Below are 4,335 nucleotides of genomic sequence, written 5' to 3'. Positions count from 1 at the left end.
GCCCCAGCCGCGCTCCGGGTCGATGCCCCCGCCGAGCGTGTACAGGCAGGTGTCCAGGTCGGGGCAGATGCGCAGGCCGTGCATCCAGACGTCGTCGCCGACGTTCACGACGGCCGTGATCTCGTGCTCCGACTCGCCCGCCCCGACGGGAGGCAGCCCGAGGGCCGCCTTCACCCCGAGCAGGAACCTGGCCCCACCGACGCCGCCGACCAGCACCGTGACTCTCACCCGCGCGAGCCTACGCGCGGGAGATCGGCCGCTGAGCAGCGGCGGCGGGTACCGGGACGCCCGGACCAGGGCGCAGGTCAGGGCTTTCCGTCGTCCACGCCCGGCCGGTTCACCGGAAGGCGGTGGCCTGCTCGGCCGCCCACCGGTCGAAGCGGAGCGGCGGGCGGCCGGTGAGCCGTTCGACGGTGTCGGCCACGGTGGACGCAGCCGCCGGCGGGTTCGACTGCCACGCGACGAGCAGGTCGATCAGCTCGTCGGCATAGCCGTCGGCCCGCCACCTCGCCCTGGCCTGCTCCTCGGTGAGCTCCACGAACTCGACGGGCCTGCCGATCGCCCCCGCGATGACCGCCACCCGCTGCCGCGGGGTCAACGCCTCCGGACCCGTGATCGAGTAGGTCCGCCCGGCATGGCCTTCAGCGACGAGCACCGCGGCCGCCACCGCCCCGACGTCCGCCTCGTGCACGACGGCCACGGGCACGTCAGCGAACGGCTCCCGCACCACGCCGTCGGTCGCGATCGAGGCCGCCCAGGCGAGCGCGTTGCTCATGAAGTCGACGGGCTGCAGGCGCGTCCACTCCAGACCGCTCGCCTCGACGGCCTTCTCCACCGGCCCGTCCTGCCCGTTCCACAGCAGGGCGACCCGCCGGACGCCCGCCTTCTCCGCGAGGTCGGCGATCTCGGGCCCGGTCGTCAGGGTGGCGTAGTCGTCGCCGCCCGTCGTGAGCAGGTGAACCGCCGTCACGCCGTCGAACGCCGGGCCGAGGGTGTCCGGATCGGTCAGGTCACCCGCCATCACCTGCACGCCGGCGGGCAGCGCGGCGCGTTCCGGGCGGCGGGCCAGCGCGCGGACGTCCTGGCCCGTGCGAAGCAGGTGTTCCACCACGTGACGCCCGGCCTTGCCGGTGGCGCCGGTCACGAGAATCGTCATGGGCGGGACGCTAGGAGCTGAAGTCGACTACAGGTCAATACCGACGAACAGGATCAACCGGACATCCACCCGCCGTCCACGATCCACCGCTGCCCGGTGCAGGAGCGGCTGTCGTCGGCGGCCAGCCAGAGCACCATCCGGGCGATGTCGTCGGGCTCGAGACGGTGCGGGAGGCACTGCGCTCTGGCCCGGTCGGCGTCCGCCTCCGGGGTGAGCCAGTGCTCGAGCTGACGCTCGGTCATGACCCAGCCGGGCAGGACGCAGTTGACGCGGACGCCGTCGGGCCCGTAGTCGCGGGCCAGCGAGCGGGTCATGCCTTCGATCGCGGCCTTGGCGGTCATGTAGGCGGTGAGGTCGAGCAAGTCGATGTGGGCGCTGATCGACCCGAGGTTGATGATCGAGCCCCGCCCGGCGGCGCGCATCGCGGGGGCGACGGCCTGGGCGGCGAAGAACTGGTGGTCGAGGTTCACCCGCATCCGGGCGTCCCAGTAGGCGGGGTCGATCTCGGCGCTGGGGTGGCGGGTGTCGTCGGCGGCGTTGTTGACCAGCACCTGCACGTCGCCGAGCTCACGGGCGATCTCGGCGATCGTGGTCCGGTAGGCGTCGAGGTCGCGGACGTCGCAGCCGCGGAAGAGCGGCCGGGGGTGCCCGTCGGCGGCGACGGTCTCGACGAGCGCGGCACCGGCCTCCTCGGCGATGTCGACGAACCCGACGCGCGCGCCCTGCGCGGCGAACTGGCGGACGAACTCCGCCCCGAGCCCGCTGGCCCCGCCGCTGATCAGCACCACGGCGTCGCGCAGGCTCGGGTAGGTGGCGTACCCGGTCACGGCACCACCACGGCGCGACCGGTGGCGCCGTCGCGCAGGGCCCGGTAGGCGTCCTCGACGCCGTCGAGGGGGTACTGCGCGCCCAGCAGCGCTTCCAGCGGGAGCCGCCCGGCCTGGTACAGCGCCAGGATCCGGGGCAGGTCCACCGGCGGGTTGGCCGAGCCGTAGAGGCTGCCGACCAGGTGCTTCTGCTGCTGCACCAGCTCGTTGATCGGGATCGACGCGGTGGCGTCCACCGCGGCCAGCCCGACCGCGATCGCGGTGCCGCCGGGGCGCAGCGCGGTGAAGGCCTGGCGCAGGGTGTGCGGGCTGCCGACGGCGTCGAGCGCCACCTCAGCGCCTCCCCCGGTCAGGTCCTGCACCGCCGCCACCACGCCGGCCGCGTCCAGGCTGCCGGCGTCGACGGTGTGGGTGGCGCCCAGCTGCCGGGCCAGCTCCAGCTTGTCGGCGGCCATGTCCACCACGACAACGGGTCCGGCCCCGACCAGGACCGCGCCCATAACCGCCGACAGCCCGACCCCGCCCGCGCCGATCACCAGCAGCGGCCGGCCGGCCAGCTGGCCGCCCACGTTCACCACCGCACCGAGCCCGGTGATCACGGCGCAGCCGGTGACCGCGGCGACCGCGACCGGCACGTCCTCGGGCAGCGGCACCACCGCACGCTGCGACACCACCGCCCGCTCCGCGAAGCACGAGACGCCCAGGAAGTGGTGCACCTGCTCCCCGCCGCGGTGCAGCCGCGAGGTGCCGTCCATCAACCCGCCCGAGCGGGCCTGCACCCGGCCGTAGATGCACATGACCGGGCGGCCGGTCATGCAGAACTCGCAGAACCCGCACCGCGGGCGCCAGGTGAACGAGACCCGGTCCCCGACCTTCAGCGTGTCGACCCCGGAGCCGACCTCCTCGACGACCCCGCAGCCCTCGTGCCCCAGCACGATCGGCAACGGGCACGGGATGTCGCCCGCCATGTAGTGCAGCTCGGTGTGGCAGACCCCGGCCGCCTCCACCCGCACCAGCACCTCGCCGTGGTGCGGGGCGTCGAGCTCGACCTCCTCGACCTGCAGCGGCGTGCCGGGCTCGCGCAGGACGGCGGCCCTCATGCGGCCGTCCCGTTGCCCGCCCGGCCGGCGTACCAGTCCTCGGGACCGTTCTCGGTGACCGCGACGAAGACGTCGTCGGGCCGGACACCCACCGCCTCCAGCTCCTCGGCGATCGCCGCGAAGGTGGCCTTCTTGGTCTCGGTGCTGTAGCCGCGGACCATCAGGATCTGCACGAAGACGACGGCGCCGCGGTCGACGCCGAGGTAGTGCCGGTCGTAGGCGAAGGACTCGACGGGCAGGCTCCGCACGATCTGGAACCGGTCGTCCACGGGCATCCCGAGACCGCGCACCAGGCCCGCGTTGACACCGTCGGCGATCGCGCGGCGCTGCTCGTCGGGGGTGGTGTCGGGCAGGTCGATCCTCACCAGCGGCATCAGGCCCACGGCTCCTTCGTCACACGGACATCCTGCCCCGTGCGGGCGGACTCGCCGATCGCCAGCGCGATGGCGTGGTCCTGGCAGCCCTGCGCGAGCGGGTAGGGCTCGGGGCCCTCCCCGCGGGCCCAGGCCCCGGTGGCCTCCAGGAGCGCCGCGACGGCGATGTCGTCCTCGGACAGCCGGGTGCCGACGTAGGGGTTGCGGTACACCACCTTGCCGTCGACGCTCACGAAGTCGAGGTCGTTGCCCTCGAGGTTCATGTCGACCCCGGTGCGGCGGTAGACGAGGTGCGACTCGACGGGGCTCGTGGCGTCGACCATCCGCACGAGGCGGTCGTCGACGAGCTCGCCGGTGGAGCCGCGGACCACGATCCGCCGGGCGCGCAGCGGGTTCCACCACTGGTTGTCGGTGAAGTCGTAGAGGCCGGAGCGGCCGCCGAAGTCGATGGTGGCAAGCGTGGTCTTGCGCGGCTCGGGGGCAGCGTCCTCGTGCCAGCCGCCGAACGAGAGCGGGTCGACCAGCGGCGCGGTGAAGTCGCGCCCGGTGACCACGGCCTCGTCCATGTCGACGCCGAGCAGGCCGCGGATGAGGGAGACCGCGTGGTACATGTGCGTGGAGGAGAGCTGCACCGAGGTGGGCTCGCCGATCAGGCCGTCGCGCACCACCGCGAGCCGGGCGGCGTGGCCCGGCATCAGCAGGTACTGCTCGGCCACCTGTACGAGACCACTGCCGCCCACGTCGGACCACAAGGCGCGCACCGGAGGCCAGGACGTGGGCGGTCCCGGCGGTTCGTGCAGGTCGACCACGCGGGCGCCGGGAACCGGTCCGTGAGCCACCCGGACGGTGCGGCAGACGCCGACGCCGGCCAGCTCGGT

The 4,335-nt window shown here is 73.7% G+C and carries 5 protein-coding genes and 1 pseudogene; all 6 read right to left on the bottom strand.

What is annotated here, in order from left to right; translation table 11 throughout:
- Nucleotides 1-228 (bottom strand): 2-phospho-L-lactate transferase CofD family protein (locus HF577_RS36740; protein ID WP_312859621.1); only part of this gene is annotated, 228 nt, incomplete at its 3' end.
- Nucleotides 229-337: 109 nt separating this feature from the next.
- Nucleotides 338-1,156 (bottom strand): NmrA family NAD(P)-binding protein, encoded by an 819-nt coding sequence (locus HF577_RS36735; protein ID WP_169400608.1) that lies wholly within the window; start codon nt 1,154-1,156, stop codon nt 338-340.
- 53 nt (nt 1,157-1,209) lie between these two features.
- On the bottom strand, nt 1,210-1,983 hold the full coding sequence (locus tag HF577_RS36730) for an SDR family NAD(P)-dependent oxidoreductase (protein ID WP_169400607.1): 774 nt from the start codon (nt 1,981-1,983) through the stop codon (nt 1,210-1,212).
- Nucleotides 1,980-3,083, bottom strand: coding sequence for a zinc-binding dehydrogenase (locus HF577_RS36725; RefSeq protein WP_169400606.1), 1,104 nt, complete (start codon nt 3,081-3,083; stop codon nt 1,980-1,982). The genes HF577_RS36730 and HF577_RS36725 overlap by 4 nt, the downstream gene beginning before the upstream one ends.
- A complete protein-coding gene (locus HF577_RS36720) occupies nt 3,080-3,457 on the bottom strand; it encodes a tautomerase family protein (protein WP_169400605.1) in 378 nt (125 codons plus the stop codon). Before HF577_RS36720 ends, HF577_RS36725 begins: the two co-directional genes overlap by 4 nt.
- Nucleotides 3,458-4,236: 779 nt before the next feature.
- Nucleotides 4,237-4,335, bottom strand: a pseudogene (locus HF577_RS40320) (4-(cytidine 5'-diphospho)-2-C-methyl-D-erythritol kinase); the annotation flags it as partial.

It is taken from the genome of Pseudonocardia xinjiangensis, from assembly GCF_012911925.1.
Lineage (GTDB): Bacteria > Actinomycetota > Actinomycetes > Mycobacteriales > Pseudonocardiaceae > Pseudonocardia > Pseudonocardia xinjiangensis.
The sequence above is the reverse complement of the archived record's forward strand: the minus strand, read 5'-3'. Positions and strand labels throughout refer to the sequence as shown.